Origin of the sequence: Streptomyces avicenniae (assembly GCF_000719135.1) — a bacterium.
Taxonomy (GTDB): domain Bacteria; phylum Actinomycetota; class Actinomycetes; order Streptomycetales; family Streptomycetaceae; genus Streptomyces; species Streptomyces avicenniae.
Map to the genome: position 1 here is coordinate 14,161 of NZ_JOEK01000002.1, position 25,781 is coordinate 39,941.

At 74.0% G+C, this 25,781-nt stretch carries 23 protein-coding genes and 1 tRNA gene; 11 read left to right on the plus strand and 13 right to left on the minus strand.

From position 1 onward, the window contains the following. Positions 1–38 precede the first annotated feature (38 nt). The 3 genes from IF27_RS04110 (at position 39) to IF27_RS30840 (ending at position 2,132) form a co-directional block, all read left to right on the plus strand. A complete protein-coding gene (locus IF27_RS04110) occupies positions 39–1,145 on the plus strand; it encodes a PucR family transcriptional regulator (RefSeq protein ID WP_052847947.1) in 1,107 nt (368 codons plus the stop codon). Between the two features lie 204 nt (positions 1,146–1,349). Next, positions 1,350–1,637: a hypothetical protein gene (locus tag IF27_RS30835; RefSeq protein WP_190232795.1), complete on the plus strand. Its 288-nt coding sequence runs from the start codon at positions 1,350–1,352 to the stop codon at positions 1,635–1,637. 24 nt (positions 1,638–1,661) lie between these two features. Then, positions 1,662–2,132: a hypothetical protein gene (locus IF27_RS30840; RefSeq protein ID WP_190232796.1), complete on the plus strand. Its 471-nt coding sequence runs from the start codon at positions 1,662–1,664 to the stop codon at positions 2,130–2,132. Positions 2,133–2,454: 322 nt separating this feature from the next. Here the strand turns inward: IF27_RS30840 and IF27_RS04115 are convergent, their stop codons facing one another. Together IF27_RS04115 and IF27_RS04120 are read right to left on the minus strand one after the other, a co-directional pair. Next, positions 2,455–2,997 (minus strand): DapH/DapD/GlmU-related protein, encoded by a 543-nt coding sequence (locus IF27_RS04115; RefSeq protein WP_052847948.1) that lies wholly within the window; start codon positions 2,995–2,997, stop codon positions 2,455–2,457. Next, entirely contained in the window at positions 2,987–3,970 is a 984-nt protein-coding gene (locus tag IF27_RS04120) for a LysR family transcriptional regulator (protein WP_052847949.1), read from the minus strand. The genes IF27_RS04115 and IF27_RS04120 overlap by 11 nt, the downstream gene beginning before the upstream one ends. Before the next feature lie 126 nt (positions 3,971–4,096). Here IF27_RS04120 and IF27_RS04125 point away from each other — a divergent pair, with 126 nt between their 5' ends. After that, positions 4,097–4,501: a hypothetical protein gene (locus IF27_RS04125; protein WP_052847950.1), complete on the plus strand. Its 405-nt coding sequence runs from the start codon at positions 4,097–4,099 to the stop codon at positions 4,499–4,501. Positions 4,502–4,662: 161 nt separating this feature from the next. Here the strand turns inward: IF27_RS04125 and IF27_RS04130 are convergent, their stop codons facing one another. Next, positions 4,663–5,253, minus strand: a complete 591-nt coding sequence (locus tag IF27_RS04130; protein ID WP_052847951.1) for a TetR/AcrR family transcriptional regulator — start codon at positions 5,251–5,253, stop codon at positions 4,663–4,665. A 74-nt stretch (positions 5,254–5,327) separates the two neighbouring features. Between IF27_RS04130 and IF27_RS04135 the strand changes: the two genes are divergently transcribed. Genes IF27_RS04135 through IF27_RS04145 form a run of 3 tightly spaced genes read left to right on the plus strand, consistent with a single transcriptional unit; the run spans position 5,328 to position 8,058 of the window. Then, positions 5,328–6,200 carry an alpha/beta hydrolase family protein gene (locus IF27_RS04135; RefSeq protein ID WP_052847952.1) on the plus strand — a complete coding sequence of 291 codons (873 nt, stop codon included), beginning with the start codon at positions 5,328–5,330 and terminating at the stop codon, positions 6,198–6,200. Then, positions 6,197–7,363 (plus strand): YbfB/YjiJ family MFS transporter, encoded by a 1,167-nt coding sequence (locus IF27_RS04140; protein WP_052847953.1) that lies wholly within the window; start codon positions 6,197–6,199, stop codon positions 7,361–7,363. Before IF27_RS04135 ends, IF27_RS04140 begins: the two co-directional genes overlap by 4 nt. After that, positions 7,360–8,058 carry an HAD family hydrolase gene (locus tag IF27_RS04145; protein ID WP_052847954.1) on the plus strand — a complete coding sequence of 233 codons (699 nt, stop codon included), beginning with the start codon at positions 7,360–7,362 and terminating at the stop codon, positions 8,056–8,058. The genes IF27_RS04140 and IF27_RS04145 overlap by 4 nt, the downstream gene beginning before the upstream one ends. Here the strand turns inward: IF27_RS04145 and IF27_RS04150 are convergent. After that, complete coding sequence (locus IF27_RS04150) at positions 8,051–8,659, minus strand: TetR/AcrR family transcriptional regulator (protein ID WP_052847955.1); 609 nt, start codon at positions 8,657–8,659, stop codon at positions 8,051–8,053. The two genes, IF27_RS04145 and IF27_RS04150, sit on opposite strands and share 8 nt — an antisense overlap. Between IF27_RS04150 and IF27_RS04155 the strand changes: the two genes are divergently transcribed. Then, a complete protein-coding gene (locus tag IF27_RS04155; RefSeq protein ID WP_190232797.1) occupies positions 8,651–8,992 on the plus strand; it encodes an SDR family oxidoreductase in 342 nt (113 codons plus the stop codon). The two genes, IF27_RS04150 and IF27_RS04155, sit on opposite strands and share 9 nt — an antisense overlap. 64 nt (positions 8,993–9,056) lie before the next feature. Here the strand turns inward: IF27_RS04155 and IF27_RS04160 are convergent. Continuing rightward, a tRNA-Met gene (locus IF27_RS04160) sits at positions 9,057–9,130 on the minus strand. 230 nt (positions 9,131–9,360) lie between these two features. Here IF27_RS04160 and IF27_RS04165 point away from each other — a divergent pair. Beyond that, positions 9,361–10,365, plus strand: a complete 1,005-nt coding sequence (locus IF27_RS04165) for a glycoside hydrolase family 6 protein (RefSeq protein WP_052847956.1) — start codon at positions 9,361–9,363, stop codon at positions 10,363–10,365. A gap of 60 nt (positions 10,366–10,425) precedes the next feature. Here IF27_RS04165 and serA read toward each other — a convergent pair whose 3' ends face one another. From serA to IF27_RS04195, 6 genes are all read right to left on the minus strand, one after another. After that, a complete protein-coding gene (serA, locus tag IF27_RS04170) occupies positions 10,426–12,015 on the minus strand; it encodes a phosphoglycerate dehydrogenase (RefSeq protein WP_052847957.1) in 1,590 nt (529 codons plus the stop codon). A 207-nt stretch (positions 12,016–12,222) separates the two neighbouring features. Further along, positions 12,223–13,221: a ketol-acid reductoisomerase gene (ilvC, locus tag IF27_RS04175; RefSeq protein ID WP_052847958.1), complete on the minus strand. Its 999-nt coding sequence runs from the start codon at positions 13,219–13,221 to the stop codon at positions 12,223–12,225. Between the two features lie 126 nt (positions 13,222–13,347). Continuing rightward, positions 13,348–13,872 carry an acetolactate synthase small subunit gene (gene ilvN / locus IF27_RS04180; protein ID WP_052847959.1) on the minus strand — a complete coding sequence of 175 codons (525 nt, stop codon included), beginning with the start codon at positions 13,870–13,872 and terminating at the stop codon, positions 13,348–13,350. Between the two features lie 24 nt (positions 13,873–13,896). Further along, positions 13,897–15,744 carry an acetolactate synthase large subunit gene (locus IF27_RS04185; RefSeq protein WP_052847960.1) on the minus strand — a complete coding sequence of 616 codons (1,848 nt, stop codon included), beginning with the start codon at positions 15,742–15,744 and terminating at the stop codon, positions 13,897–13,899. Positions 15,745–16,013: 269 nt separating this feature from the next. Next, positions 16,014–19,019, minus strand: a complete 3,006-nt coding sequence (locus tag IF27_RS04190) for a putative bifunctional diguanylate cyclase/phosphodiesterase (protein ID WP_052847961.1) — start codon at positions 19,017–19,019, stop codon at positions 16,014–16,016. Positions 19,020–19,165: 146 nt separating this feature from the next. Continuing rightward, positions 19,166–20,113 (minus strand): 2-hydroxyacid dehydrogenase, encoded by a 948-nt coding sequence (locus tag IF27_RS04195; protein WP_052847962.1) that lies wholly within the window; start codon positions 20,111–20,113, stop codon positions 19,166–19,168. Between the two features lie 120 nt (positions 20,114–20,233). Between IF27_RS04195 and IF27_RS04200 the strand changes: the two genes are divergently transcribed. Together IF27_RS04200 and IF27_RS04205 are read left to right on the plus strand one after the other, a co-directional pair. After that, a complete protein-coding gene (locus IF27_RS04200) occupies positions 20,234–21,232 on the plus strand; it encodes an aldo/keto reductase (protein ID WP_110945533.1) in 999 nt (332 codons plus the stop codon). A 67-nt stretch (positions 21,233–21,299) separates the two neighbouring features. Next, positions 21,300–22,496 carry a PQQ-dependent sugar dehydrogenase gene (locus IF27_RS04205; RefSeq protein WP_052847963.1) on the plus strand — a complete coding sequence of 399 codons (1,197 nt, stop codon included), beginning with the start codon at positions 21,300–21,302 and terminating at the stop codon, positions 22,494–22,496. A 13-nt stretch (positions 22,497–22,509) separates the two neighbouring features. On the opposite strand, the gene IF27_RS31900 is transcribed toward IF27_RS04205, so the two are convergent. Both IF27_RS31900 and IF27_RS04215 read right to left on the minus strand, forming a co-directional pair. Further along, a complete protein-coding gene (locus IF27_RS31900) occupies positions 22,510–25,497 on the minus strand; it encodes a helix-turn-helix transcriptional regulator (RefSeq protein WP_275935575.1) in 2,988 nt (995 codons plus the stop codon). A 51-nt stretch (positions 25,498–25,548) separates the two neighbouring features. Beyond that, positions 25,549–25,746 carry a hypothetical protein gene (locus IF27_RS04215; RefSeq protein WP_052847965.1) on the minus strand — a complete coding sequence of 66 codons (198 nt, stop codon included), beginning with the start codon at positions 25,744–25,746 and terminating at the stop codon, positions 25,549–25,551. Between the last annotated feature and the right edge of the window lie 35 nt (positions 25,747–25,781).

Consider the following 25,781-nt stretch of genomic DNA (forward strand, 5'->3'; position numbering starts at 1 on the left):
CCTGGACGGGAGCGGCCCGGTCGCGCTAGGACGGACGGGTGACGGGCACGGAGTACCAGGAGCTGATCGACGAGGCATGCGCGCTGCTCGGCACGCCCGCGACCCTGGAGGGCCGCGACTTCGGACTGATCGCGTACGGGGCGCACGACAGCGCGGACGACCGCGTCATGGACCCGGTGCGGACCCGGTCGATCCTGAGCCGACGCTCCACGGCGGCCGTCAGGACGTACTTCGAGGGCTTCGGCATCACCCGCGCCGAGGGCCCCGTCCGCATCCCGCCCGACCCGGACGCCGGGGTCCGCACGGGGCGGCTGTGCCTGCCGGTACGGCACGGGGGCGTCGTCTACGGCTACATCTGGCTGCTGGACGACGGCGCGACCGCGCTGGACGACCCCCGCCTCGTCGGCGCGTCGGACGTCGCGGACCGGATCGGTACCCGGCTCGCGGCCGAGGCACGCGCGGGAGCGCGGCTCGGCGAGCTGCTGCGCGCGGCGCTCTCCCCCGCCGGGCGCAGCCGCGAGCTGGCCGCCGCGCTCGGGGCCGCGGCGGACGGGCCGCTGACCCTGGTCGCGCTCGCCCCCTGGCCCGAGGGACGGGACACCCCGGCCGGGCTGCCGGGCGCGATCGCCGTGTCGCCGATGGGGCGGGGAGGGCCGCACGGCGCGCTGGCGGTGCTGGCCAGACCGGCGGGCGCCCGTACGGTCGGGATGCGGCTGCGGGAGCTGTTCGGCGGCGCGGCGGGCGTGGGCGGGGCGCGCGAGGGGGTGGCGGACCTGGCGGACGCGTGGACGGAGGCGCTGGCCGCCGCGCGGACGGCCGTGGCGGAGGAACGGTTCGGCGGCCTCGCCGACTGGGCGGCGCTCGGCCCGTACCGGCTGCTCACCGCGCTGCCCGACGCCGCGCCCGACCCGGCCGTGGCGCCGCTGCTGGGGGCGGAGCACCGTGAACTCGCAAGGACGGCCGAGGTGTTCCTCGACCACGCGGGGCAGGCCGCGCGGACGGCGGCGGCGCTCGGCATCCACCGGCAGACGCTCTACTACCGCGTCTCGCGCATCGAGCGGCTGACCGGCCTCGACCTGGCGGACGGCGAGGACCGGCTGCTGCTGCACATGTCCCTCAAGTCGGGCCGCCTGCGCGGCGTGTAGGAAGTGGTCATCCGCCTGCAACGAAGACGGACCGTTAGCACTGGATTGGCAAATCCACGGCTGACTTAGCAGCGGCTACGGTCAGTCGTGGTGTCGACTGTTACCAGTTCCGATCTTCATTCCCGCGGCGTTGCTCACGTCCCTACGGTCCTCGGTAGAGCTGCAAGCTGTGCGAACAGGGTCCGGCAGTTACGCTTCGCTGCCATGGGCAACTACCGGGGACCTGCCGTCGTCATCCTCGACAACGGCCGCCAACTCTCTGTGACCGCCGACCTCCGGACATCGACCGTGTCCGGCCGACCAAGCTGGCAAGGCACACTCAGCACCCCGATCAGCAGTCAACCAGTAGAACTAATCAATCTTGGCCAAGGGGTGCTGCGTGTCGGCACGCGAGACGGGGCGTTCGTCCGCGCTGACATCTCCGACTGGCTCGGATCACCGGCCGGCCTGTTTCAACTCACCATCGAAGGCAACGGAGACGCTCCTTTCTGAGCATCAAGGTCTATCGTTCCCCCCATGCCCGACCACACCTCGCCATCATGGGACTGGTGGAACGCCCAGCTCCCACCCGAGAGTCGAGCGATCGACTTCGTGGACCATGCACGCGCTCAGATACGGGATTTGCTTCCCTATGTGACTCACGATCAGCGAGTAGAGCCACCTGCAGTCGCGAATGCCTGCATTGAGTCATTCTTGGCCAACGTCCGATTGATGGCCGACTTCCTATTCAAGGGTCACCCCGAGAAGGATACACGCGCAGTTGACCTCGTTTCCGGATGGCAATTGAGCCCGCTGCTGAAGGAGCGACTTGAGAAGTGGTGGCTCCTGGCCAGTCGGCACGTCATGCATCTCTCCAGAGAACGAACTCCCGAAGATCTCCGAGACGTACAGCCAGTCACCCGCGACGAGTACAGACAAATGGCTATGGACTGCGAGGAGGCATACAACGCATTCCGCAAGGCTTACCAGAACAAGGGATCGAAATGATAGCCACAAGCGAAGCATCGTTCTCGGCTGACTACCAGCACCACATCGACTCACCCAGGCAGAAACCCTGGATGCCCGCCACTCACACCCATCCTTTTCTCCGCAGGAAGCTTTGAGCACACTGCGCCTACCTGCTGACAGGTGGGCATCGCCTGGGAACGCCTCTTGAGGGCCGTGACCGTCACGACAGGCGATCGGATCGGAATGCTCACGAACAGCCAACGCGCATGATGCTCATAGAGCCCGGATCCCAGTGTTTCCGCGGGACCAGCGCTCACAAGTTCGCGGATCCTACGGGCCCGGGAGACGCCAGGTCCGGCGGTCACCACCGGCGGCGGACGGTGGCCTTGCCGCCGGTCACCAGGCTCGCCGGGGGCACGTCGTCGGCCACGACCGCGCCTGCGGCGACCACGGCGTCACGGCCGATGCTGACGCCGGGCAGGATCGTGGCCCCTGCCCCGATCCACACGTTCTCCGCGACGTCGATGGGCCCGCCGCTCAGCCACCCGCGCCGCTCCCCCGGATCGACCGGGTGCCCGACGGTGAGGAACGTGGCCCGCGGCCCGACCATGACCCGCGGGCCGAGCCGGATGCCCGCGTAGTCGAGGAACGTGCAGTTCTGGTTGATGAACACGCGCTCGGCGAGGTCGAGGCGCAGGCCGTGGTCCGTGTAGAAGGGCGGTTGGATCGTGCAGCGGGGCGGCAGCGGCCCGCCGAGGATCTGCTCGAACAGCTCGGCCCTGCCCGCCTCGTCGTCGAAGGGCAGGACGTTGAGGCGGGAGGTGAGCGCGGTGACGCGCAGGACCCGGTCCGCCATGGCCTGGAACGCGGGGCTGTGGATGCGCAGGAGACGGTCACCGGACATGTCGGCGGTCCTTTCCGGTGTGCGGACGGCTGGCCGGAGGCGGCTGCCGCCGCGCCCAGGAGGGGAGCCACACGGCGCCGGGGAGCCCCGGCAGGCTCCGGAGGTGGGTGAGGAACCCCCGGAGCGCCGGATGGGGGTGCGCCCGGGGGACGAGGAGCGAGAGCGGGTACGCGAGGGTCGGGTCCACGACGGGGATGCGGCGCAGGTCGTGGGGCGCGGGCCAGAGGTACCGGTCGCGGGCGCCGACGAGGGTGGCCGTGTCCGGGGAGTCGGCGAGGGCGTCGAGGAGCACGTCGTCGCCGAAGTGCGGGCCCGCGGCGTCGATGCGCAGGTCGAACGCGTCGGTGAGCTGGTCGTAGAAGTCGCCCCATTCGCTGCGGGGCGCGATCCCGGGCACCCAGATCCGGTGCCCGCGCAGCTGCGGTGGCGTCAGCGTGCGTGCGGTAGCGAGCGGGTGGCGCGGGCCGACGAGGAGGTGCAGCGGGGAGTCGAACGCGCGGATCATCCGCACGTCGGGCGGCAGCGTGTCCGGGTCGGTGACGGACCGGAACGAGGCGTCCACGTCGCCCGCCGCGACGGCGGCGACCGCCACGCGGGGGTCGTCGGCCCGGAGAGTCACCACGTCGAGGTCGGTCCCGGGGCGCGACCGCCAGTACGCGTGCAGGACGACGGCCTGCGCGCTCCGCAGGCCCAGGACGTCGATCCGCAGGGCGCGCGACCCCCGTCTGACGGCGGCGACGGCGCGCTCGACGCCCGCGACGACGCTCCGGGCGTGGGGCAGGAACGCCTGGCCGTCGGGCGTCAGTTCGACGCCTCGGGGGGTGCGGGTGAAGAGCCGGGCCTCCAGCTCGCGCTCCAGCGCGGCGATCCGCCGGGAGACCGCCTGCTGCGTCACGCCAAGCTCGTCCGCCGCCCGCCGCAGCTGTCCGCGCTCGGCCGCCCGGACGAACGTCCGCAATGCCTCGGTGTCCATCGGTGCACCTTATGGGCGCACAACCGATCGTTGTGGCGCGCCCGGGAGCGGTTGTCGCCCGGGACGGCCGACCCGGGATACTCGGGCGACGGTCCCGGCGCGCGCCGGGCGGGGAGGAGAAGCCGGATGTCAGGGACGACGACGGCCGTGGCCCGTCTGGTCACCTTCGTGGAACTCGACGGCGCCCCGACCGCGCGCCAGCTGTCGGTCTCGGCGCGCCTCGACGCCGAACTCGCCGACGGGCGCGGCCTGGTGCTGCTCGGCGACCGCGGCTGGACGATGGCGGGCGGCCCCGGCCTGTGGACGAGCCTGTCCGCGGAGGACATCGAGCGGGACGCCCGTACGGTGGTCGGCCCCGACGAGCCGTTCGACGGCCGGACGCACGAGCGGATGGCGGCGGACCACTGGCGCGCCCTCGCCGACACGCTCGGCCGCCACGGGGTGGCCGTGGACGGGGCGGGGCTGGCGCGGCTGCCGCACGACGTCGTGCTCGGCGAACGCCTCCGCGCCCGCCTGGCCACGAGCCGCTAGGGCCCGTCTTCACAGGGGTCGCCCTGCTCACGACGCCTGGCACGCACGCTCGCTGCGTTGCCGCATCGTCCCAGTACGCCCAGTACAAGGACGATCCGGCGCCTTGCGATCGCACGCACCAGACGCCGCGAGCGGCCGGACGCCCCCTGTGAAGACGCGCCCTAGCGCGCCGCGCGCAGCAGCGTGAGGGCGGCGGCCTTCGCCTGCCCGGTCGGCCCCCGGGCGCCGTCCCCGCCTTGGTGCCCCGCGACGACGGTCGCGCCCTCCAGCAGGTACAGCAGCTGCGCCCCGACCGCGGCGGGGTCGGCGGCGCCCGCGCGGGCGGCGATCCCCGTCAACAGGTCGTGGTAGCGCACGAGATGGCGGACGGCGATCCCCAGCGCAGGTCCCTCGCGGTGCTGGATCGCGGCGTTGACGACGGCGCAGCCGCGGAACGCGGGCTCGCCGTACCAGCCCTCCAGCGCGTCGAAGACGGCGGCGAGCTGCCGCTCGGGGTCGTCGCCCGCAGCCTCGGCGGCGCGTTCGAGCCAGTGGACGGTGCGGTCGCTGCGCGCTTCGAGCACGGCCTCGACGAGCCCGTCCTTCGAGCCGAAGTGGCGGTAGAGCGTCTCCTTGGAGATCCCCGCGCGGGCGCACAGTTCGGCGACGCCGATGCCGTCGAGCCCGTGCGCGTAGAAGAGCGCGGTCGCCGCGCGCAGGATCTCGGCACGGGTGCGCGCCGGGTCCAGCCTGGCTCCTTTGGCAACGGGCATGGAGAGATGGTACCAACCGGTCCGATCGCCTGCTACCTTCATCGAACCGATCAGTTCGATGAGAGGCGTCGCCCATGAGCGGACCCACACGCGTGCCCGGCATACCCACCGACCCGGTCGCCACCGACCCGCCCCCGGACGCCCGTCCCCCCGCGGCGACCACCACCCTGTACGTGGACAGCGGCGGCGAGACCCTGCTCGGCGTCCTCTACCTCCCGGCGGGCCCGGGACCGCACCCCGTCGTCGTGCTGCTCCACGGATTCCCCGGCAACGAGCCGAACTTCGACATCGCCCAGGCGCTGCGCCGCGCCGGGTACGCCGCCGTCGTCTTCCACTACCGGGGGTCCTGGGGCGTCGGCGGCTCCTGGTCCTGGCGGAACGCGCTGGACGACAGCGCCCGCGTCGCCGCGGCCGTCCGCGAGCCCGCGTTCGCCGCCGAGCACGGCCTCGACCCCGGCCGGATCGCGCTCTGGGGCCACAGCATGGGCGGGTTCGCCGCGCTCATGACGGCAGCGGACGACCCCACGATCGACGCCGCCGTCTCCGTCGCCGCCTTCGACTTCGGCACGGCGGCGCGCGCCCTCGCCGACGACCCGGCCGCGAGCGACCTCCTCGCCCGGGACTGGGAGGGCAACCTCGACCCGCTCACGGGCACGAGCGGCGCCGCCCTCGTCGCCGAGACGGTGGCCGCCGGGCAGGCGTGGAGCCTGGCGGGCCTCGCCCCCAGGCTCGCCGACCGGCCGCTGCTGCTGATCGGGACAGGACGCGACACCGTCACACCGGCCGACGTCCACCACCACCCGCTCGTGGCCGCCTACCTGGCCGAGCCGGTGCCCCGCCTCGAACACCTGGTCCTGGAGACCGACCACCCGCTCTCCGACCACCGGGTGACGCTCGCCCGCACCACGATCGCCTTCCTCGACCGCCACCTGAAGCGGAGCCCGTGAGCGCCGTCTCCCCCTGGCGGCTCGCGCTCGGCACGGCCTCGGCGCTGGGGTTCGCGCGGTTCGCCCCCGGGCTCCTCCTGCCCGACATGCGCCAGGACCTCGGCTGGAGCCTGGCGCGCGGCGGGGTCCTGACCACCGCGAACGGCGTGGGCTACCTCGCCGGAGCCGCACTGACGGCGGCCTGTGTGCGCCGCCTCGGGCCCACCGCGACGTTCCGCGCGGGCATGCTGCTGACCACGCTCGCCCTCGCCGCCACCGCCGTCGGCGAGGGTGCCCCCGCGCTCGACGCGGCGCGGGCGGGCGCGGGGCTCGGCGGCGCGCTCGTCTTCATCGCGGGCGGCCTGATCGCCGCCCGCGCCGGGGCGACCGCCGTCACCGTCTACTTCGCCGGGACGGGCGCAGGGATCGTCCTCGGCGCCCTGACCGTCCCGCCCTTCCTGGGGCAGCACCCCGGCAGTTGGCCCGTGGCCTGGGCCGGGCTGGCCCTGTGCTCCGGCCTCGCCACCGCCCTCTCCTGGACGGCCGCCCGCACCGACGCGCCCACCGGCGGCGGTGGCGGTGGCGGCGGCCGGGCACGCCTGCGCCCGCTGTGGCGCACGGCCGCCGCGTACGCCCTCTTCGGCGCCGGGTACATCGCCTATCCCACGTTCCTCTCCACCACGCTCGCCGCCGCGGGCACCCCGTCCTGGCAGGTGGCGCTGCTGTGGACGCTGCTCGGGGCGGGCGTCCTCGCGGCGCCGCGCCTGTGGCGGCGGCCGGTCCTGCGATGGCCCGCGCACCGGCTGCTCGCCGTGCTGCTGGCGCTGCTCACCGCCTCGGCGCTGCTCGCACTCCCCTGGCTCCCCACCCCAGCGACCGTCGCGTCGGTCCTCCTCCACGGGCTGTGCTTCATGGCCGTGCCCGCCACCGTCACCGCCCTGATCCGCTCGTCCGTCCCGGCCGACGGACAGGCGTCCGCCCTGGGCGCGTTCACGGTGCTCTTCTCCGTGGGCCAGACCCTGGGCCCCTGGGCGGCGGGGGCGCTGGCCGACCTGACCCGCCCCTCGGCGACGCTCCTGTGGACCGCCGCGCTGTGCGCCGCCGCCGCACTCCTCTCCGCGGCCGGACGACACGAGGCCGGTCGGCGGTGCGGCGCCACCGACGGGGAAGATGTGCGTACATGAGAGCACCGGACGTACCGCCCAAGGCCCTGCTGCTCGACTTCTACGGCACGCTGGTCCACGAGGCCGGCGGCATCATCGCCGCCATCTGCGACGAGGTGCGGCGTACGGCGCCGCGCGCCGCGGCGGTGACGGCCGGGGACGTCTCCCGGCTGTGGTGGACCGGCTTCCGGGAGCGCACCGGCCGGTCGTACGGACGCGACTTCCGCACGCAGCGGGACATCGACCGCGCCGCCCTCGCGGTCGCGGTGCGACGGTACGGCTCCACCGCCGACCCCGACGCGCTGGTGGAGCGTCAGTACGCCTACCGGCGGCGGGCGCCGCTGCACCAGGACGCGCGCGAGCTGCTCGCCACCGGCGTGCCCGCGTGCGTCGTCTCGAACATCGACCGCGCCGACCTCGACGCGGCGCTCGCCCACCACGGGCTCGGCGGGCGCTTCGTCCACGTCGTGACCAGCGAGGACGCGCGCGCGTACAAGCCACGCCCCGAGATGTTCGCCGCCGCGCTCGACCTGCTCGGCTGCGCGCCGGAGGACGTCCTGCACGTCGGCGACTCGTACGCGAGCGACGTCCTCGGCGCGCGGGCGGTCGGCATCCCGGCGGCCTGGGTCAACCGCTCGGGGCGCGCCAGGCCCGACGGCCCGCCGCCCGCGCACGAGGTGACCGCCCTGACCGGGCTGCTGCCGCTGCTCACCTGACCCGAGGGGCGAACGCCCGGAGCGTCGCGTCCACGAGAGCGTCGGCGTACGAGGCGGTCAGCGGGCCGCTGCGGTGCAGCCACCGCTGGAAGAGCGGGGCGTAGAGCACGTCGAGGACCAGGTCGAGGCCCGCGTCGGCGTCGAGCTGTCCGGCCGCCTGGGCGCTGCGCAGGCGCACCTTCTTCGCCTCGTCGAGCGGCCGGGCCAGCTTCTCCGCGTACTCGGCCGCCAGCGCCGCGTCGTCGGCGATCTCGATGGTGAGCGCCCGGATCAGGCGGTCGAAGGACGGCTCGGCGAACTCCTCGGCCGTGGCGCGCAGGACGAGCTTGAGGTCAGCCTCGACGTCCCCCGAGCCCGGCAGCGTGACGGACTGCCCGCCCGCGTCCTCGCTCAGCGCCAGCAGGGCGGCGAAGACGACCGCGCTCTTCGACGGCCACCGCCGGTAGATCGTCTGCCTGCCGACCCCGGCGCGGGCGGGGATGGCCTCGACCGTGACCTTCTCGTACGGCTCCTCCGCGACCAGGGCGCGGGTGGTCGCGAAGACCGCCTGCCGGGACCGTTCCTTGCGCCGGGAGTGGTCCGGGCCCTTCTCGTGGGACATGCGGCCACGGAGGTCGAGGCGCTCGGCGTCAAGGTCACCGTCGTGCAGATGGGCGGCTACGACACCGGCCTGTTCACCACGGGCACCACGAACACCGGGCCCCAGGCGCTGTACGGGCCCCTGCGCGCCCAGATGGAGGCGATGTGGGGCGACGCCGTCTCCCCCGGGCCGGAGACCGCCGCCCCGGTCGTCATGGAGCTGGCCTCCCTGCCCGACGCGCCCCGGCGGCTGATCGTCGGCAGCCAGTCCTTCGACCACGTCCTGGCGATGGGCGAGGCGCAGGCGGATCTCTACCGCTCCTGGGAGCGCCTCAGCCGCCTCGCCCCGGGCTGACCGGGGGCGGGGGCGGGGGCGGATACGACGAAGGCCCGGTCGATGACCGGGCCTTCGTGTGTAGTAGCGGGGACAGGATTTGAACCTGCGACCTCTGGGTTATGAGCCCAGCGAGCTACCGAGCTGCTCCACCCCGCGGCGACATGTCGAACTCTACGCCACCGAGCGGGCCCGGCCAAACCAACCGCCTCCCGGGCCGTCGCACAGCTGGCCGATGCACCGTCAACTCCCTTTGCCTGAGCGCTCGTTGATCGCAGGAGAAAATCCACGGGTGGTTTACGCAGCCGGAGCGGGAACGCTATCTTCGACACCCCATGGGAGCGCTTCCAGTCCCCCCACCGCTGCGCCGTCCCGGAAGGAACGATCCGTTGCGCACCTCACGAGCCGCCCTCACCTCCACCGCGCTCGGCCTGCTGGTCGCGGCCGGTGCCGTGTTCACCGGCCCCCTCGCCCCCGATCGGGCGGCGGCGACCACCCAGGACGCCCCGGCCGCCGCCGGACTGCCGGACGACACCGTCTTCCTCAACCACCCCGACCAGGTGCACGCCTGGGTCGCCGCCAACCCGGACGACCACCGCCGCCCCCTCGTCGAGAGCCGGATCGCGGACCGGCCGCAGGCCCTGTGGTTCTCCAACTACGAGCCCGACGAGGTGACGGCCGACGTCGCCGCCGTCACCGGCGCGGCGCGCGAGGCCGGGCACGTACCCGTCCTCGTCTCGTACATGATCCCGAACCGCGACTGCGGCGGCGCGTCCGCCGGGGGCGCGCCTGACTTCCCCGCCTACCTGGAGTGGACCGGACGGTTCGCCGCCGGGCTGGGCGACGGGACGTCCCTCGTCGTCCTGGAGCCCGACTCGCTGGCGCTCACCACCTGCCTCGACGGGGCCGGGCGCGCCGAGCGGTTCGCCGCGCTGCGTGAGGCGGCCGACCTGATCCACGCCGCCGCCCCGCAGGCCCGCGTCTACTTCGACGCCGGGCACTCCGGCTGGCACGCGCCGGAGACGATCGCCGCCGTCCTGGCCGAGGCGGGCGTCGCCGCGCACGGCGACGGCATCTACTCCAACGTCTCCAACTACCACCGCACCGCGGACGAGACGGCCTTCGCCGAGGACGTCCTGAACCGGCTGGGCGACCCGGAGCTGACCGCCGTCATCGACACCAGCCGCAACGGCAACGGCCCCGACGGCGACGCCTGGTGCGACCCGCCCGGCCGCCTCGTCGGCGACGCGCCGACCGCCGCCACGGGCCACGACCGCATCGACGCCCTGCTGTGGATCAAGCGTCCTGGCGAGCTCGACGGCTGCGCGGGCCCCGCCGGGCAGTTCTCGCCCGACATGGCCTACGCGCTCGCCGGTGGCGGGTCGGGCGGCTGAACGCGCGGACGGGGGCGGCCGGTGGGCCGCCCCCGTGCGTGTGCCGCGTCGATCAGTCGGTCAGTCGGTCAGGTCCACGCCGCGCGCCGAGGTGGCGCCGATCTCGGAGGCGATCTCGCCGAGGACGGCGGCCGGGATCGTGCCGTCCACGGTGAGGGCGATCAGGGCCTCGCCGCCCTCCTCGGCGCGCGCCACCTGCATCCCCGCGATGTTGATGCCCGCCTCGCCGAGGACGCGCCCGAGGGTGCCGACGACGCCGGGGCGGTCGGTGTAGCGCAGGAACGCCATGTGGTCCGCCACGGCCAGGTCCACCGTGTGCGCGCCGATGGCGACGATCTTCTGCTGGAACTTCGGCCCGGCCAGCGTGCCGGACACCGAGACGACGTCCCCGTCCGTCAGGGTGCCGCGCACGGTGATGACGTTGCGGTGGTCGGGCGACTCGGAGCTGGTCGTCAGCCGCACCTCGACGCCGCGCTCCTGCGCGAACAGCGGGGCGTTCACGTACGAGACGGTCTCGGCGACGACGTCCTCGAAGACGCCCTTCAGCGCGGACAGTTCCAGGACCTTCACGTCGTGCTGGGTGATCTCGCCGCAGACCTCGACGTCGAGGCGCTGGGCGACCTCGCCCGCCAGGGCGGTGAAGATGCGGCCCAGCTTCTCGGCGAGCGGCAGGCCGGGGCGTACGTCCTCGGCGATCACGCCGCCCTGGACGTTGACCGCGTCGGGGACCAGCTCACCGGCCAGCGCGAGGCGCACGGACTTGGCGACGGAGATACCGGCCTTCTCCTGCGCCTCGCCGGTGGAGGCGCCCAGGTGCGGGGTGCCGATGACCGTGTCGAACTCGAACAGCGGCGAGTCCGTACAGGGCTCGGTGGAGTACACGTCGAGACCGGCGCCCGCCACGCGGCCCTCCTTGAGGGCGCTGAGCAGCGCGGCCTCGTCCACGATGCCGCCGCGCGCGGCGTTGACGATGCGGACGGACGGCTTGACCTTGTGCAGCGCCTCGTCGCCGATGAGGCCCAGCGTCTCGGGGGTCTTCGGCAGGTGGACGGTGATGAAGTCGGCGGCGGTCAGCAGCTCGTCGAGGCTCACCAGCTTGACGCCCATCTGCGCGGCGCGCGCGGGCTGGACGTACGGGTCGTAGGCGACGATCTCCATGCCGAAGGCGGCCATGCGCTGCGCGACGAGCACGCCGATGCGGCCGAGGCCGACGACGCCGAGGGTCTTCTCGGCCAGCTCGACACCGGTGTACTTGCTGCGCTTCCACTCGCCGTTCTTCAGCGCGGCGTTGGCCTGCGGGATGTTGCGGGCGGTGGAGATCAGGAGGCCGCAGGCCAGCTCGGCGGCGGTGACGATGTTGGAGGTGGGGGCGTTCACCACCATGACGCCGGCCTTCGTGGCGGCGGAGACATCGACGTTGTCCAGGCCGACGCCGGCGCGCGCCACCACTTTGAGGCGCCCCGCCGCGGCGATGGCCTCGGCGTCCACCTTGGTGGCGCTGCGGACGAGGACGGCGTCCACGTCGGTGATCGCGGCCAGCAGCTCGGCGCGGTCGGCGCCGTCGCAGTGGCGGATCTCGAAGTCGGGCCCGAGGGCATCGACGGTGGCGGGGGAGAGCTCTTCAGCGATGAGTACGACGGGCTTGCTCACGTTGTCTCACAGATCCTTCGGGGATGGCCGCGTCCCGACGGCCGAGGCGGGGAGAGGTAGGCAGCCACGAGAAGACGCACGACGCTGTGAGCCTGTGACGCGCTTCGTGCTGTGAAGTGTATCGGCGGGACGGCGGGACGGGCGGCTTGTGCCCGTCCCGCCGCCCGATCGAGCGAACTCCCGCGGTCGCGTTGGCGATCGCGAAGATCAGGCTTCGTCGTCCACCCAGCTCATGAGCTTGCGCAGCTCCTTGCCGGTGGTCTCCAGCAGGTGGTCGGCGTCGGCCTTCTTGTACTCGTTGTACTTCGGCAGGCCCGCGTTGTACTCGGCCATCCAGTTGTTGGCGAACGTGCCGTCCTGGATCTCGGCGAGGATGCGCTTCATCTCGGCCTTGGTCTCGCCGGTGATGATGCGCGGGCCCGTGACGTAGTCGCCCCACTCGGCGGTCTCGGAGATGGACCAGCGCATCTTCTCCAGGCCGCCCTCGTACATGAGGTCCACGATGAGCTTCAGCTCGTGGAGGCACTCGAAGTACGCGATCTCCGGCTGGTACCCGGCCTCGACCAGCGTCTCGAAACCGGCCTTGACCAGGGCGGAGGTGCCGCCGCAGAGCACGGCCTGCTCGCCGAAGAGGTCGGTCTCGGTCTCCTCGGTGAAGGTCGTCTTGATGACACCGGCGCGGGTGCCGCCGATGGCCTTCGCGTAGGAGAGGGCGAGGGGGAACGCGGCGCCGGTCGCGTCCTGCTCGACGGCCGCGATGCACGGCACGCCGCGGCCCTCCTCGTACTGGCGGCGCACGAGGTGGCCCGGGCCCTTGGGGGCGACCATGCACACGTCCACGCCCGTCGGGGGCTTGATGAAGCCGAAGCGGATGTTGAGGCCGTGACCGAAGAAGAGCGCGTCGCCCTCGTTCAGGTTGTCGCGGACGGACTCCTCGTACACCTTCCCCTGGATCGGGTCCGGGACCAGGATCATGATCACGTCGGCCTCGGCGGCGGCCTCGGCGGGGGTGGTCACCCGCAGGCCCTGCTCCTCGGCCTTGGCACGGGACGTCGAGCCCTCGTGCAGGCCGACGCGGACATCGACGCCCGAGTCACGGAGCGACAGGGCGTGGGCGTGACCCTGGCTGCCGTAGCCGAGGACCGCCACCTTCCGGCCCTGGATGATGGACAGGTCGGCGTCGTCGTCGTAGAACAGCTCGGCCACTTTCAGTCTTCTCCTCTTGTGTCTCACATGTCCGGGCCCGCACGGGAGGCGGGCCCGGGTGCTGCGCGGTGGTCAGCCGCCGGTACCACCGTATGCGGTGGCGGCGGGCGGCCCGTGCCGGTCTCGCTATGCGGATCGGTCCAGGGCCCGCAGCGACCGGTCGGTGATGGACCGCGAGCCGCGTCCGATGGCGATGGCGCCCGACTGGACCAGCTCCTTGATGCCGAAGGGTTCCAGCATGCGGAGCATGGCCTCCAGCTTGTCGCTGCTGCCGGTGGCCTCGATGGTGACGGCCTCGGGGGCGACGTCCACGGTCTTGGCGCGGAACAGCTGGACGATCTCGACGATCTGCGACCGCGTGTCGTTGTCGGCGCGGACCTTGACCAGGACCAGCTCGCGGTGGACGGCGGCGCCCGGGTCGAGTTCGACGATCTTCAGGACGTTGACGAGCTTGTTGAGCTGCTTGGTGACCTGTTCGAGGGGGAGGTCGTCCGCGCCGACCACGATGGTGATGCGCGAGACCTCGGGGTGTTCCGTGGTGCCGACGGCGAGGGAGTCGATGTTGAACCCGCGCCGGGAGAACAGCGAGGTGATCCGGGAGAGGACACCCGGCTTGTTCTCCACCAGGACGGAGAGTGTGTGCTTGGGCATGTCGGTTCGCTACCTCGTCGTGGGTCAGTCGTCGGTCTCGCCGAAGTCGGGGCGGATGCCCCGGGCGGCCATGACCTCGTCGTTGGAGGTGCCTGCGGGGACCATCGGCCACACCATGGCGTCCCCGTGCACGATGAAGTCCACGACGACCGGGCGGTCGTTGATGGAGTTGGCCTTCTCGATGACGGCGTCGAGGTCGGCGGGGTCCTCGCAGCGCAGGCCGACGCAGCCCATGGCCTCGGCCAGCTTGACGAAGTCGGGCACCCGGGTCCCGGCGGCCGACCCGTCGTGGAGCACGGTGTTGGAGTAGCGCTGGTTGTAGAACAGCGTCTGCCACTGCCTGACCATGCCGAGGGCGCCGTTGTTGATGACGGCGACCTTGATCGGGAGGTTGTTGAGGGCGGCGGTGGTCAGCTCCTGGTTGGTCATCTGGAAGCAGCCGTCGCCGTCGATGGCCCACACGGTGGCCTCGGGGCGGCCCGCCTTGGCGCCGACGGCGGCCGGGACGGCGTAGCCCATGGTGCCGAGACCGCCGGAGTTCAGCCAGGTGCCGGGGCGTTCGAAGGGCAGGTAGTGCGCCGCCCACATCTGGTGCTGGCCGACGCCCGCGGTGAAGACCGTGCCCTCGGGGGCGAGCTGCCCGATGCGCTCGATGACCTGCTGCGGGGAGAGCGAGCCGTCCGCCGGCAGGTCGTAGCCCAGCGGGTAGGCGTCCCGCCAGGCGTCGAGCTGCTGCCACCAGGCGGCGTACCCGGCGGTGGCGTCCGGGCCGCGGCCCTCGGCGTGCTCGTCGGAGCGCAGCGCGGCGAGGAGGTCGGTGACGACGTCCTTGGCGTCGCCGACGATGGGCACATCGACGACGCGGATCTTGCCGATCTCGGCCGGGTCGATGTCGGCGTGCACGATCTTCGCGTGCGGCGCGAAGGAGTCGATGCGGCCGGTGACGCGGTCGTCGAAGCGGGCGCCGAGGGCGAGGATCAGGTCGGCCTTCTGGAGCGCCGTGACGGCGGCGACCGAGCCGTGCATGCCGGGCATGCCCAGGTGCTGGCGGTGGCTGTCGGGGAAGGCGCCGAGGGCCATCAGCGTGGTCGTGACCGGGATGCCGGTCAGTTCGGCCAGGTCGAGCAGCTCCGCCGCCGCGCCCGCCTTGACGACGCCGCCGCCGACGTACAGCACCGGGCGGCGTGCCTCGCCGATCAGGCGGGCGGCCTCGCGGATCTGCTTGGCGTGCGGGCGGCTGACCGGGCGGTAGCCGGGCAGGTCGGGGGTGGGCGGCCAGCTGAACGTGGTGGTCTTCTGGAGCGCGTCCTTGGCGATGTCCACCAGGACGGGCCCGGGGCGGCCTGTGGAGGCGATGTGGAACGCCTCGGCGATGGTCCGCGGGATCTCCAGGGGGTCCGTGACCAGGAAGTTGTGCTTGGTGACCGGCAGGGTGATGCCGCAGATGTCGGCTTCCTGGAACGCGTCGGTGCCGATGACGCCCGAGGCGACCTGCCCGGTGATGGCGACCAGCGGGACGGAGTCCATGTGGGCGTCGGCGATCGGGGTGACGAGGTTGGTGGCGCCGGGGCCCGAGGTGGCCATGCACACGCCGACGCGGCCGGTGGCCTGGGCGTAGCCGGTGGCGGCGTGGCCCGCGCCCTGTTCGTGCCGCACGAGGATGTGGCGGACGGCCGTGGAGTCCATCAGCGGGTCGTAGGCGGGGAGGATCGCGCCGCCGGGGATGCCGAACACGGTGTCGGCGCCGACCGCTTCGAGGGAACGGATGAGGGACTGGGCGCCCGTCATGGTCTCGGTTGCGGCGGCGGGCTGCTGTCCGCCTCGGGGGGCCCGCGGCTGCGGCTTCGGTGCCCCGGTGGCCTGCTCGGTCATCGGCGTTCTCTTCTCGGGGAATGAGGGGGTGACGCTGGGGTGGGCGGTCGCCGGGATCGCGCCGGCCGACCGGTCCTGTGCAACAAAAAACCCCTCGTGCCGTCATGGCATGCGAGGGGGAGCGCGTCGCTGGTGGTCCGGAAGGTCGTCCCGGGGTCAGCCGACGCGCCGTCCAAGTACGAGGATTCGCGAGTGCATGGCACTGACATTGCTCCCCTGTGGCGTGGTGTGTCAAGCGACCGCGAATGACGTCTCACTATGTGGGCTTACTAGGTGGGCCGAGTATCGGGGCCGCCTGGCGGGGGTGCGTGGCGGCGGCGGGACGTGGGTCTGCCAGGGGCGTCGCGGAGGGCGCGGCGCCCGGCGGGCGGCCCGGCGAGGGCGGCGGAGGCGGTGATCACGGCGGGGGCGGCGGGCCCCGGCGTGGCGCGGATCACGGGGGCGGGGGGCGGCCCGTCGGCACGTTCCGGCCGTGGTGGCGGGAGCGGCCGGGCGCCGCCGGGTACGGGCACGCGCCCCTCGGCCAGCAGGCGGCGCAGCCGCCCGGCGTCGAGGGGGCCGCTGAAGGCGAGGCCCTGGGCCTCGCCGCAGCCGAGGGCGCGGAGCGCGGCGGCCTGCTCGGCGGTGTCCACGCCGTCGGCGAAGGTGTCGATGCCGAGATCCGCGGCCGTGTGCAGCAGGGCCGCGGCGACGGTGCGCAGCACGTCGGACTCGGCCAGGCCATCGACCAGGTGGCGGTCGAGGCGCAGCAGCCGTACGGGGAGGCGCTGGAGCGCGGCGACTCCGGTGGCGCCGCCGATGCCGCTGAGGGCGATGGCGATGCCGAGGCGGCCGAGGTCGGCGACGCGCCGGGAGAGGTCGGCCGTGGCGAGGACGGCTCCCGCGTCGGGCACCTCGATCATCAGGGCGCCGGGGCCGAGGCCGTGGCGCCCGAGGAGGCGTTCGAGGCGGGGGGCGGCGAGCGTGCGGTCCGCGAGCGAGGGGCCGGGGATGCGGACGGCGACCGGGACGGTGAGGCCGTCGAGGTGGCGCCCGGCGGCCTCCGCGATGGCTTTCTCCAGCAGGCGGCCGGTGATCTCGGCGGGCTGCTCGCCGTGGGCGCCGGGGCCGCGGCGGGCGGCGGGCGGGCCGGGCGACTGGGCCGGGACGCCGTGGGCGCAGGGGCGCCTGGCGAGGGCGGAGACGGCGGTGACGCGGCCGTCCGCCAGGTCCACGATGGGCTGGTGCAGGAGGACCAGGGGCTCGGGCGGGCGCGGCGCGTGCCTGCGGCGTTCGCCCCACCGGTCGTGTCCGGCGTGGCCGGGGTGCTCGGCGTAGGCGCGCGGCATGTACAGCTCGACGCGGTCCTTGCCCGACTGCTTGGCCCGGTACATGGCGAGGTCGGCGTCGCGCATGAGGGCCGTGGGGGTGGCGCCGGGCTCGGCGAGGGCGACGCCGATGCTGGCGGCGATGCGCAGTTCGCGGCCGTCGATGAGGTACGGGCGGGCGACGGCGGCGCGCATGCGTTCTGCGATGCCGAGGACGCGTCCCGCGCGGGTGCGCGGGTCGTCGCCCGGGTCGCCCGCGATGAGGGCGGCGAACTCGTCGCCGCCGAGCCGCGCCGTGGTGTCCTGGGCGCGGACGGACTCCCGCAGCCGGGCGGCGGCCTGGATGAGCAGTTCGTCACCCGCCTGGTGGCCCGCCGAGTCGTTGACCGCCTTGAAGCCGTCGAGGTCGATGAAGAAGAGGGCGGCGGCCCGGCTCGCGGGGTGGTCGGTGGCGAGGGCGTGGCGCACGCGCTCGGTGAACAGGGCGCGGTTCGGCAGGTCCGTGAGCGGGTCGTGGGTGGCGCTGTGCTCCAGCTGGGCCTGGAGTCTGACGCGCTCGGTGACGTCCCGGCTGTTGAGGATGAGGCCGCCCGCGTGGCGGTTGACGGTGGACTCGACGTTGAGCCAGCGGCCGTCGCCGTGCCGGACGCGGCACTCGATGCGGGTGGCGGGCTCGCGGACGGGCGGGACGGACAGGAAGCGGCGCAGCTCCTGCCGGACGCGCCCTTCGTCGTCGGGGTGGATCAGGGCGGCCAGCGCGCCGCCGATGAGGCGGTCGGCCTGCTGTCCGTAGACGCCGCTGGCGGCCGGGCTGACGTACCGGAGCGTGCCGTCCCGGTCGGCGATCATGATGACGTCGCTGGATCCCTGGACGAGGGAGCGGAACCAGTTCTCCTTCTGCGCCAGTTCGCGGGTGAGCTGGACGTTGTCGAGGAGGGTGAGCCCTTGGCGGACCAGCAGGGCGAGGACGACCGCGCACGCGGTGAAGCCGACGACCCGGTCCACGTCCCGGCCGCTGACTATGGTGATCAGGATGCCGAGGACGCAGACGGCCGCCGCCAGGTAGGGGGTGAGGGCCGCGAGTGACCCGGCGAGCGGGCGCACGGGTCTGGCCGGGACGTGGCCCGCGGGTCCTGGCGGGAGGTCGGGCGCCTGGTCCTGGGCGTCCTCGCCGCGGCCGACCAGCCAGGGCGCGACGGCCAGCAGCAGGGAGGCGGCGAACCAGCCCGCGTCGAGCAACTGGCCCGAGCTGTAGCGCTCGCGCAGCAGCGGCGAGGTGAAGAGCGCGTCGCACATGACGGTGAGGACGAGCGCGCCGACGACGGTGTTGATGGCCGCCCGGTGGGCGGCGGAGCGCCGGAAGTGGAGCACGAGGACGATGCTCACGAGCGCGATGTCGAGGAGGGGGTAGGCGAGCGCGAGGACGGCGCGGGTGGCCGTGATGCCCTGCCACTGGGCGGTGTGGGCCAGGGCGACGCTCCACGAGAGCGTCATCAGGGAGCCGCCGATGAGCCAGGCGTCGAGGGCGAGGCGGATCCAGCCGGAGCGTGTGACGGGGCGTTTCGCCAGCATGAGGAGGCCGACGATGGCCAGGGGCGCGAACAGCAGGTAGCAGAGGTCGGCGACCGAGGTGCGGGGCACGGGCTGGCGCAGCACCACCTCGTACCAGGCCCAGACGGTGTTCCCCATGCCGATCATCAGCGACGAGAGGCCGATGAGGGCCCAGCCGGGCCGCAGGTCGCCCGCCCGTCCGTGCGCGAACCACAGGCAGGACCCGGCGGCGAGGAACGCGGCGGCGCTGAGGCCGAAGTCCCCCATGACGAGGGCGGCGCCGGTGGATCCCCAGCCGAGGAAGGCGCCCGCCGCGTAGCCGGTGCAGACGGCCGCGAGCGCCAGCTGGGGGACGGGTCCGCTCAGCAGGGACCGTCGGTCGGATGCGGGTCGTCGGAAGGTCTTCCGGTGGAACATGCGCGTGCCGCCCCCCTCTCGTTCGGGCTCGCCCCGGACGGACGATACACCAGAACAGTCACTCAGCGACATACCCATCTCACTTAAAGTGACTACAGGGGAGAGGGGTTGCCCCACCCGTCCGTGTGGGCCGCGGGCCCGGCCGGTCAGCCCTGCGCGCCGGTCGCCTTGACGTACCGCACGGGCTCCCCGGCGGCGAAACGGGCGAGCTGCGCGTACAGCAGCCGCTCGGCGCGCGGCCGGAAGGCGGAGCTCGGCCCGCCGACGTGCGGCGTGATCAGGACGCCGGGCGCGTGCCAGAGCGGGTGTCCGGCGGGCAGCGGCTCGGGGTCCGTCACGTCGAGCGCGGCGCGCAGCCGTCCCGCCACCGTCTCGGCGAGCAGCGCGCCGGTGTCCACGACGGCGCCCCGCCCGACGTTGACCAGCAGCGCGCCGTCCTTCATGCGGGAGAGGAAGGCGCCGTCCACCATGCCGCGCGTGGACGCGTTGAGCGGCGCGGAGAGGATGACGACGTCGGCGGCGGGCAGGAGGCGGGGCAGCTCCGTGGTGGCGTGGACGGGGCCGCGCGGGGTGTCCCGGGCGTGGCCCGCGACGCGCAGCACCTCGGCGACCTCGAACGGGAGCAGGCGGTCCTCGATCGCGGCGCCGATGCCGCCGTAGCCGACGATCAGCACCGTCAGGTCGGCCAGCGAGGCGCGGAAGCCGGGCTGCCAGCGGCCCTCGGCCTGGGCGCGCACGTCGCCGGGGATGCCGCGCAGGGAGGACAGGGTCAGGGCGAGGGCGAGTTCGGCGGTACTGGTGTTGTGCAGGCTTCCGGCGTTGCACAGTTGCGCCCCCTGCGGAAGGGAGGGGACGGCGGGCAGCATATGGTCGATGCCCGCGGTGAGTGTCTGGACGACGCGGACCCCCGTCATGTGGGGCAGCGGGCGGAGCACGTCCTCCTGCGGACGCATGTACGGGACCACGTAGAAGGCACAGCGCGCCGGGTCTGCGGGGAACTCCCCCGATGCGTCCCAGTGGTGATAGGTGAGCGCCTCGGGCAGGGCGGTCAGCTCGGCGGGCGGGAAGGGCAGCCAGACATCCTGTGTGGTCATACGGTCAGGCTATGACCCCGTTCCCGGCCGCCCGGCGAGAGGGCGGCGGTGCCGGAGGACGCGGCCCGGCGCGGGGAACGGCCGCGAGCAGCGGCGTGCCAGTGGAAGGAACGGCGGCGGGTGCGGTACAGGACGGTGGGGGCGTCGGCCCTGCGGGTGGGGGCCGTCGGGCTGGGCTGCATGCCGATGAGCTGGGGCTACTCGGCGTCGGAGCGGTCCGGGGAAACGTCACTGCGCGCCGTGGACGCGGCGCTGGACGCCGGGTGCTCCCTCCTCGACACGGCCGACATGTACGGGCCGTTCACCAATGAGCTGCTGCTCGGCCGGGTGCTGCGCAGGCGCAGGGCCGACGTGTTCGTCGCCACCAAGGGCGGGCTCCTGGCCGGTGAGCAGCACCTCGTGGCCGACGGCCGTCCCACCTCGATACGCCGGGCCTGCGACGCCTCGCTGCGGCGGCTGCGGACGGACGTGATCGACCTCTACCAGCTGCACCGCCCCGACCCCGAGGTGCCGGTGGAGGAGACGTGGGGCGCCATGGCCGACCTGGTGCGGGCGGGCAAGGCGCGGGCGCTCGGGCTGTGTGCGCTGGAGGGCCGCGTGCGGCGGCGTGGCCCCGGCGAGCCGCCGCACGCGGCGACGCTGCGGCTGCTGGCGCGCGTCCAACAGGTGTTCCCGGTGAGCGCCGTGCAGGCCGAGCTGTCGGTGTGGGCGACCGGCGCGCTGGAGCGGCTGGTGCCGTGGTGCGCGACACGGGGTGTGGCGTTCCTGGCGGCGATGCCGCTGGGCAGCGGATTCCTGACGGGCACGCTGGTGCCCGGCGGCGGCTTCGAACCGGCGGACCTGCGGGCGCGGCACCCCCGGTTCACCGCCGAGATGATGGCGGCGAACCAGCCGGTGGTGGCCGGGCTGCGGCGCGTCGCGGCCCGGCATCCCGGCGCCACCCCGGCCCAGGTCGCGCTGGCCTGGCTCCTCGCGCTGGGACCGCACGTCATCCCCGTGCCCGGCACGAAGAAGGCGCGCTGGGCGGTGGAGAACGCGGGGGCCGCCGAACTGGAACTGACGCCGCGCGACCTGGCGGAGATCGCGGCCCTGCCGCCCGCCCGCGAGTCCTGGGAGTGAGGACGGCGGCGCGCGCGACGCATCAAGAGGGGCGGGGCGGGGTACGGCGCCTCCCGGAGGTGTGCTGATGACGTTCCGCCATGGCACGTACGCGACACTCGCCGCGCTGGCGCTGCTGCTGTCGGCCTGTTCCTCGGACGAGGGGGACGGCGCGGAGGGCGGGGGCACGTCGGCGGCGCCGTCCCCCGCGCCGTCGGGGAGCGGGACGCCGCCCGAGGAGTCGGCCTCGGCGCCGGTCGCCTCGGTGGCGCCCGCCGAGGGGTCGGCCGAGGTGGTCGGCACGGTGGCCGAGGGGCTCGACGCGCCGTGGAGCCTGGTCGCGCTGCCGGGCGGGGACCTGCTCGTCGGCTCGCGTGACGACGGCACCGTCCGGCGTATCGCGGCGGACGGCGGGGCCGTGACGGACGCCGGGACGCTCCCCGGCGTCGCGGGCGGCGAGGGCGAGGGCGGGCTGCTCGGCCTCGCGACGGCGCCCGACTTCCCCGAATCGGGCCGCCTGTACGCCTACTTCACGACGGACGACGACAACCGCGTCGCGACCTTCCGCTACGACGGCTCGGCCGCCGCGGGGGAGCAGCTGACCCCGGACGGCGACCTCGTCACCGACATCCCCAGGGGCGCGGCGATCCACCACGGCGGGGCGCTCGCGTTCGGGCCCGACGGCATGCTGTACGCGGCGACCGGCGACACCGACAACACCGGCCGCCTGTCCCAGGACGAGCGGTCGCTCGCCGGGAAGATCCTCCGCATCGACCCGGTGACGGGCGGGGCACCGCCGGACAACCCCGCGCCCGACTCGCTGGTGTACTCGCTCGGGCACCGCAACGTGCAGGGGCTGGCCTGGGACTCCGAGGGCACGCTGTGGGCGACCGAGCTGGGTGACGACACCTGGGACGAGCTGAACCGCATCGAGCCGGGCGGCAACTACGGCTGGCCGGAGCAGGAGGGGCGCGGCGGCGAGGACGCGGGCTTCGTCGATCCGGTCGAACAGTGGCCCCCGGCCGAGGCGTCGCCGAGCGGCATGGCGTTCCAGAGCGGTTCCCTGTGGCTGGTCGGGCTGCGCGGGGAGCGGCTGTGGCGCGTGCCGCTGGACGGCGGCGAGCCGGTGGCGGAGCCGCAGGCGTTCCTGGAGGGCGAGCACGGGCGGCTGCGGACCGTCCTGCCGGTGGGCGAGGACGAGCTGCTGGTCGTCACCAACGAGACGGACGGCCGCGGCAGCCCGGAGGAGGGCGACGACCGCGTCCTGCGCGTCCGGGTGAGCTGACCTCCGGCGCGGCTCAGGAGGGGGCCGGGGCCTGGTCGAGAAGGCCGAGGCGGTGCGCGACCGCGGCGGCCTCGCCCCGGCCCGAGACCTCCAGCTTCGCGAGGATGTTGGAGACGTGCACGCTCGCCGTCTTCGGCGAGATGAACAGCTCCTCGGCTATCTGCCGGTTGCTGCGACCCACCGCCACCAGCGCGAGGACGTCACGCTCCCGGGGCGTGAGACCGGCCGACGGGCGGGCGGCCCGCGCGTGCCCGGCGGCGAGCGGCAGCCTGGCCCGCTGCGCGATCCTGCCGAGCCGTTCCTTCAGCAGTCCCGCGCCGAGGGCGTCGGCCTGGGCGTACGCCGCGGTGAGACGCTCGGCCGCCGCGTCGCGCTCCCCCTCGGCGAGCAGCGCCTCGCCCCAGCGGGCGGCGACGTGCGCCGTGTCGTACGGACGGCCGAGGCCGTCGAACGCCGCCGCCACACTGGCCCAGTCGGCCGCGCGGGCCGTGCCCTCGGCCCGGCGCAGCTCCGCCTCGACCAGGTCAGCGTGGGCCTTCCAGACCGGATAGTCGCGCCGGACGCCGGACGCGTACTCCCGGATCGCCGCGACGGCCTCGGCGCGGCCGGGACCGGCCGCCGGTACGCCGAGGGCCTCCGACTCCGCCTCGGCGGCGCGCGCGAGCAGGGGCCAGGTGTACCGGCCGCTGCCCGTGTGGTGCCGCTCGGCGACGAGACCGGCGAAGATCTCCCGCGCGTCGAGGACGCGGGCGTCCACGGCGGCGAGCGCGATGCGGTACTCGATCAGCGGGTGGCCGTACTGCGGGGCCCAGCCGTACGGGCTGTGCTGTCTCAGCACCTCGGCGACCTCCTCGCGGGCCGCCGCGAGGTCACCGCGCGCGAGGGCGAGGCGGGCCAGCCGCTGGGCCGCGAGGGCGCGGGCGACCGGGGTCTGCGCGTGGCGGCGCGCCTGCCGGGCGGCGGCCTCGGCCTCGGCCCAGCGGCCGAGGGAGAAGTAGGCGTCGGCCTGGTTCCCGTGGAGCCACGCGACGCTCTCCCGCAGGCCGTACTCGTCGGCGATGCGCAGACCGCTCTCCCCCACCCCCAGCGACTCCGCCGAGGAGCCCATCGACTCCAGCAGCGACTGGAGGTTGACGTGGCAGCGCGCGACGAGGCTGTGCAGCGAGCAGGCCGTGACGCGCTCCACCACCGCCCGCATGTGGACCAGGCCCTCGGCGCCCCGGCCGGTCTCGATGAGGAGCCCGCCGAGGCTCAGCCGGGCGTTCAGCTCCGTGTCCTCGTCGCCGACCTGGCGGGCCAGCTCCATGGCGCGCTCGGCCAGCGGCAGATGCTCGGGCCTCGGGTCGAAGATGGAGCTCCACAGCGCCGACTCGGCGGTGACCTTGGCGTGGATGGGGGACGGCGGCAGGTCCCCCAGCAGGCGGCGGGCGGCGGCCAGCTCGTCGGCGCCGGTGCCGCGGCCGAAGTTCCGTACGTGCTTGGACTGCTCGGAGCGGAACCACGCCTCCCGCAGCGGGTGTCCGAGCCCGTCCAGCACGCGCAGGGCACGCCGCCCGACGGACAGGCCGCGCTCGGGCTCGCCCGCGTAGCGTGCGGCGAGCGTCATCTCGGCGAGCAGGTCGAGGAAGAGCAGTTCCTCGTTGTCGCAGGCGCACAGCGGGTAGGACTCGGCGTCCTCGGCGAGCGGCAGCCGCCTGCGCACCTCGGCGGGCACGTCGTCCCACAGTTCGAGGGCGCGCTCCAGCAGGTGCAGCTGCTCGGCGTAGGCGTAGCGGACGCGGGCGTTCTCGGCGGCCTTCATCACGGCGGGCAGGGCGCGCACGGGGTCGTGCGCGCGGTACCAGTACCCGGCGAGGCGGACGGGCAGCTCGTCGGCGCAGACGAGTCCCGGGTCGGCCTCCAGCGCCTCCGCGTAGCGGCGGTTGACGCGGCTGCGCTCGCCCGGCAGGAGGTCGTCCTCGACGGCCTCGCGCAGCAGGGCGTGCCGGAATCCGTAGGTCTCGTTGTCGCGGGCCCGCAGGACGTTGGCGCCCACAGCGGTGCGCACGGCATCGATCAGCTCGTCGTCACCGAGGCCGGTGACGGCCCGCAGCAGCCGGTGCTCGACGTGGGAGCCGCCGGGGGCGGCGACGGAGACGACGCGCTGCACGGCGTCCGGCAGGTTCTCGACGCGCATGAGGAGCAGGTCGCGGACGGAGTCGCTGAGCACCCCGGGGCCGGGGAGACAGGACAGCTCCTCGACGAAGAAGGCGTTGCCCTCCGAGCGGCGGAATATCTCGTCGAGCTGGTCGTGCGCCGGTGCGGCGCCGTGTATCCCGGCGAGCTGGCCGCGCACCTCGTCGCGGGTGAACCGGGCCAGGTCGAGGCGGCGGACGGCGCGCAGCCTGTCCAGCTCGGCCAGGAAGGGGCGCAGCGGGTGGCGGCGGTGGATGTCGTCGGACCGGTAGGTGGTGACCAGCAGGACGCGGCCGTGCTGGAGGGACCGCAGGAGGTAGCCGAGCAGTTCGCGGGTGGAGCGGTCGGACCAGTGCAGGTCCTCGACGACGAGCACGAGCGTGCGGTGCTCGGAGAGCCGTTCCAGGAGGCGGGCGGTCAGCTCGAACAGCCGCGTCCTGCCCTCCTGTTCGCGGGCGGCGGGCGCCGCCTCGTCCTGCGGGCCGAGCTCGGGCAGGAGCCTGGCCAGCTCGCCGCCGAATCCGGCGGCGGCCGTCGTCAGGTCGTCGCCGAGCCGGTGGTGCAGGGCGCGCAGCACGGCGGCGAAGGGGGCGAACGGGAGGCCGTCGGCCCCGGCCTCCACGCACGCGCCGAGCGCGGTGACGGCGCCGGTGGCCCGCGCTCCGGCGAGGAACTCCTCGGCGAGCCGGGTCTTGCCGACGCCCGCCTCGCCGCTGATCAGGACGGCCTGCGGCCGTCCGGCCGACGCGTCGGCGAGCGCCGCCGACAGCCGTTCACGCTCGGCGAGGCGGCCGATGAACACCGGGCTGACAGTCCTGTTGAGCATGTCGCGAAGCATCGCATATCCCACTGACAGTGCCGAGGGCGTCGGGCGGCGTCAGGCGTTCGCCCTGCGCCACGGCGTCCAGCGGCGGACGGCGGCCCCCGGTGTCGGCCCCGGCGCGCCGTCCCGCGTGCCCTCCGCCCGTCGGCGGGCGGCGGCGCCCCGCGCGGCGACGGAGGCGAGACGTTCCTGCTCGGCCTGGCGGCGCAGCTCCGCGAGGCGCATCTCGACGATCCTGAGTTCGGTGGTCATGGCCCGCTCCTCCTGTGTCCCCGGGGCTCCTCCCC

What these genes read in the sequence shown, in the direction of transcription:
- IF27_RS30835 (WP_190232795.1), top strand. Translation starts at nt 1,350, where the DNA reads ATGGGCAACTACCGGGGACCTGCCGTCGTCATCCTCGACAACGGCCGC.
- IF27_RS30840 (WP_190232796.1), top strand. Translation starts at nt 1,662, where the DNA reads ATGCCCGACCACACCTCGCCATCATGGGACTGGTGGAACGCCCAGCTC.
- IF27_RS04115 (WP_052847948.1), bottom strand. Translation starts at nt 2,997, where the DNA reads ATGTCCGGTGACCGTCTCCTGCGCATCCACAGCCCCGCGTTCCAGGCC.
- IF27_RS04120 (WP_052847949.1), bottom strand. Translation starts at nt 3,970, where the DNA reads ATGGACACCGAGGCATTGCGGACGTTCGTCCGGGCGGCCGAGCGCGGA.
- IF27_RS04125 (WP_052847950.1), top strand. Translation starts at nt 4,097, where the DNA reads ATGTCAGGGACGACGACGGCCGTGGCCCGTCTGGTCACCTTCGTGGAA.
- IF27_RS04130 (WP_052847951.1), bottom strand. Translation starts at nt 5,253, where the DNA reads ATGCCCGTTGCCAAAGGAGCCAGGCTGGACCCGGCGCGCACCCGTGCC.
- IF27_RS04135 (WP_052847952.1), top strand. Translation starts at nt 5,328, where the DNA reads ATGAGCGGACCCACACGCGTGCCCGGCATACCCACCGACCCGGTCGCC.
- IF27_RS04145 (WP_052847954.1), top strand. Translation starts at nt 7,360, where the DNA reads ATGAGAGCACCGGACGTACCGCCCAAGGCCCTGCTGCTCGACTTCTAC.
- IF27_RS04150 (WP_052847955.1), bottom strand. Translation starts at nt 8,659, where the DNA reads ATGTCCCACGAGAAGGGCCCGGACCACTCCCGGCGCAAGGAACGGTCC.
- ilvN (WP_052847959.1), bottom strand. Translation starts at nt 13,872, where the DNA reads ATGCCCAAGCACACACTCTCCGTCCTGGTGGAGAACAAGCCGGGTGTC.
- IF27_RS04185 (WP_052847960.1), bottom strand. Translation starts at nt 15,744, where the DNA reads ATGACCGAGCAGGCCACCGGGGCACCGAAGCCGCAGCCGCGGGCCCCC.
- IF27_RS04190 (WP_052847961.1), bottom strand. Translation starts at nt 19,019, where the DNA reads ATGTTCCACCGGAAGACCTTCCGACGACCCGCATCCGACCGACGGTCC.
- IF27_RS04195 (WP_052847962.1), bottom strand. Translation starts at nt 20,113, where the DNA reads ATGACCACACAGGATGTCTGGCTGCCCTTCCCGCCCGCCGAGCTGACC.
- IF27_RS04205 (WP_052847963.1), top strand. Translation starts at nt 21,300, where the DNA reads ATGACGTTCCGCCATGGCACGTACGCGACACTCGCCGCGCTGGCGCTG.
- IF27_RS31900 (WP_275935575.1), bottom strand. Translation starts at nt 25,497, where the DNA reads ATGCTCAACAGGACTGTCAGCCCGGTGTTCATCGGCCGCCTCGCCGAG.
- IF27_RS04215 (WP_052847965.1), bottom strand. Translation starts at nt 25,746, where the DNA reads ATGACCACCGAACTCAGGATCGTCGAGATGCGCCTCGCGGAGCTGCGC.